At 54.1% G+C, this 2,836-nt stretch carries 3 protein-coding genes and 1 pseudogene; all 4 read left to right on the forward strand.

What is annotated here, in order from left to right:
• A partial coding sequence (locus tag M0974_RS00685; protein WP_297831315.1) for a LysR substrate-binding domain-containing protein occupies nt 1-568 on the forward strand: 568 nt, incomplete at its 5' end.
• Nucleotides 569-753: 185 nt separating this feature from the next.
• Nucleotides 754-1,581, forward strand: coding sequence for a rhombotarget lipoprotein (rhlP, locus tag M0974_RS00690; protein ID WP_297831319.1), 828 nt, complete (start codon nt 754-756; stop codon nt 1,579-1,581).
• Entirely contained in the window at nt 1,559-2,167 is a 609-nt protein-coding gene (rrtA, locus tag M0974_RS00695; protein WP_297831322.1) for a rhombosortase, read from the forward strand. Before rhlP ends, rrtA begins: the two co-directional genes overlap by 23 nt.
• 197 nt (nt 2,168-2,364) lie before the next feature.
• Nucleotides 2,365-2,836, forward strand: a pseudogene (locus M0974_RS00700) (hypothetical protein); the annotation flags it as partial.

Here is a 2,836-nt window from a genome sequence, read left to right on the forward strand (position 1 = left end):
CCTGCCGGAGGATGTGGCGGCTTTCTCGCGTATCTTCCCCGACGTGGCGATCGAACTTGAAGAGCAGAGCAGCGCCGAGGTGCTCAAGACGGTTGAGGAGCGCCATGCCGATTTCGGTATTTGCAATGCGATTGGCGGGATCGAACATTTCGAACGTTTGCCTTATCGCTCGGATCGGCTGTTTGCCATGGTGCCGCTGAACCATTCTTTGCCGGCTCGCACCCCGGTGTGCCTGGCCGATTTGCTGCACGAGAATTTTATCGCCCTGCGCGACGGCAGTGCGCTGACCCAGTTGCTGGCGCAGGAAGTGGCGCATCTGGGCGGCACCATGAACATCCGCATCCGTGTCAGCAGTCTCGATGCACTGTGCCGCATGGTGCATGTGGGACTGGGATTGGCCATCGTGCCGCAGCATGTCGGTGAACTCTACGTGAATACGCTGGATGTCAAATTGTTGCCGTTGACCGATCCATGGTCGGTGCGTCATCTGTTTCTGGTGTTCAAGGCCCGCGACCAGATCAATGCGAGCGCCAATACGCTGATCAATTTTTTGACGCAAAAAAACTAGGAGTTCTTCAAAAATTATCTCCGCAACGACTTGGCAGGATTTTGTCCACCTCGTATTTATCCTTGATGTCTTCCCCGACTCCATCGGGATAAGGCTGCCATCCATCGTTACTTGATTCAAGACATCCGGCGAAACCCTGCACCATGCCGAACCACTTGTGCTCGCATTGATTAAATGGACATTTTATGAAAAAAATTATCTGCTCACTCATGATGGTTTCCCTGTTTGCTTTTGGGGGATGCTCATGGGTAGACAGTCATTCTTCCAAGCAGGTCGCCAGCACCGTAGATTACCTTTACCCGAATGCAAAAGAAGCGCCTCAGATGAAATCTGAAGTGACTTACTTGCGTCCACCGGTTCGGGTTGGCATCGCCTTCGTTCCCAGCGCTAATTGGGGGGATGGTTTGTCAGAGGTAGACAAACTAAAACTCCAGGAACGTGTCAAAGCCGCGTTTACCCAATATCCCTTCGTTGGCAGCATTGAACTTATCCCGAGTACCTATCTGCAACGCCAAGGGGGCTTTGGGAACCTGGAACAGGTTGCACGGATGTTCAATGTCGAAGTCATGGTTTTGCTCTCCTATGACCAAGTACAATTTAATGATAAGAATTCGCTTGCTCTGCTCTATTGGACGATAGTCGGTGCTTATATCATTCATGGCGATCAATACGATGTTCAGACCTTGGTCGACGCCTCTGTCTTTGATGTTCACACTCATAAGTTACTGTTTCGTGCCCCTGGCGTGAGTCAGGTTAAGGGGGGCGCGAGCATGGCTGGACTCGGCGAACGCGCTCGCGCGGCTCAGACCGAGGGCTATGACAAAGCTGTTGATGATTTGATTCCCCAGTTGCAAGCCGAGCTTGATAAATTCAAGGAACGCATCAAGTCGGACGCCGGCTTCAAAATAGAAAACAAACCCGGCTACAGCGGCGGCGGGGGACTGAACTGGGTTGAAGTTGTCTTGGCCGGCCTTCTGATTGTCGCGGCTTATGCAACGCGCCGTTCTGCGTAATATTCCCTATGTAACAAGTGCGTTGGCGCTGGCCTGTGTTGCGCTGGCCTTCATGCCGGAAGGCGGGCAACTCGCATTTGAGCGTCATACGATTATTGCTGGTCAATTTTGGCGAGCGTGGACCGGTCATCTGGTTCACTTCTCATCACGTCATTTGTTGCTGGATGTTGGTACGCTCTTGTTGGTCGGCACAGTGGCGGAGCGTGAACTGGGATTCTGTTTTACTGGAGGGCTGGTATTGCTCGGGATGCCCATAATTTCACTCGGGTTGCTGGTTATGGTTCCCAACCTGATCCAATATCGCGGCGCTTCCGGGCTTGACATGTTACTGGCTTGTTCTGCCGGGACAATGATTTGGCACGATAACCCCAAAGCCAGAGGTATCTTGGCCATAGCGGGAATTATACTGATCGCGAAATCAGTCATCGATGTTTTGGGAATACCCCTGAGCGTGGCAAATCTTCCGCCTGACGTCCACGTAGTATGGCAAGCGCATGTCTTGGGTGCCGCCATAGGCTGGCTGGCAGCAAATTACAAACTAAAGCGCGAACCACTCCGGGAAGCCCGGCGCGGCTCATGCCGGTAGACTCAAGTTACGAGCAAATTCAGGAAGTCGTGTATTAACTTACGCGTGGCCGCTTGGTGTAGTGCCGGCCGCTGGGTGGCTGCCGATGAGGGCGCGTGGGATATCGCGCCCAAACTCTTGGTTCGAGACGGCAACCATGTCGACATGGCACTTCAGTGGGCCAGCCTGCGCCTTTATATTGGCGCAAGGGGACGATAATGGACGATGCAATTCGCTTTACCGGCCGGGTACTTTACCTGAGCCAGGATCCGGCACAGATTCGCGCCCAACTGGACGGCGCGTCGTTGACGCCGGCGCAAGCGGGGCCGTTGCGCGACGATGTTTCGACCGACGAAATTACGCCGGTGACGGTGATGCTGACCTATGACGAGCGGCTCGGTCGATATCCCTACGTCGGTTTCAAGGCCGGTGGCGAGCAGCCGATCGGCGAGCATGCAATCAAACAAGGCGGCTTTCAGATCACGGTGGCGGGCAAACGTTACGGCAAGGGTTCGTCCCGGGAATCGAGTCCGTTGGCGGAATTGTCGGCCGGGATCAAGTTGATTATTGCCGAAAGCTTCGAGCGCATCTATCAGCAAAACTGCGACAACATCGGGATTCTGACCAGCACCGATTTTTCTCTGCTTGAGCGGGTGCAAGCGGGCGAAGCCATACCCTTCGAGGTTTTTC

The organism is Pseudomonas sp., assembly GCF_026224925.1.
GTDB lineage: Bacteria > Pseudomonadota > Gammaproteobacteria > Pseudomonadales > Pseudomonadaceae > Aquipseudomonas.

Bases quoted from the DNA above. Each gene is read 5' to 3' on its own strand.
- rhlP (WP_297831319.1), top strand. From the start codon at position 754: ATGAAAAAAATTATCTGCTCACTCATGATGGTTTCCCTGTTTGCTTTT.
- rrtA (WP_297831322.1), top strand. From the start codon at position 1,559: ATGCAACGCGCCGTTCTGCGTAATATTCCCTATGTAACAAGTGCGTTG.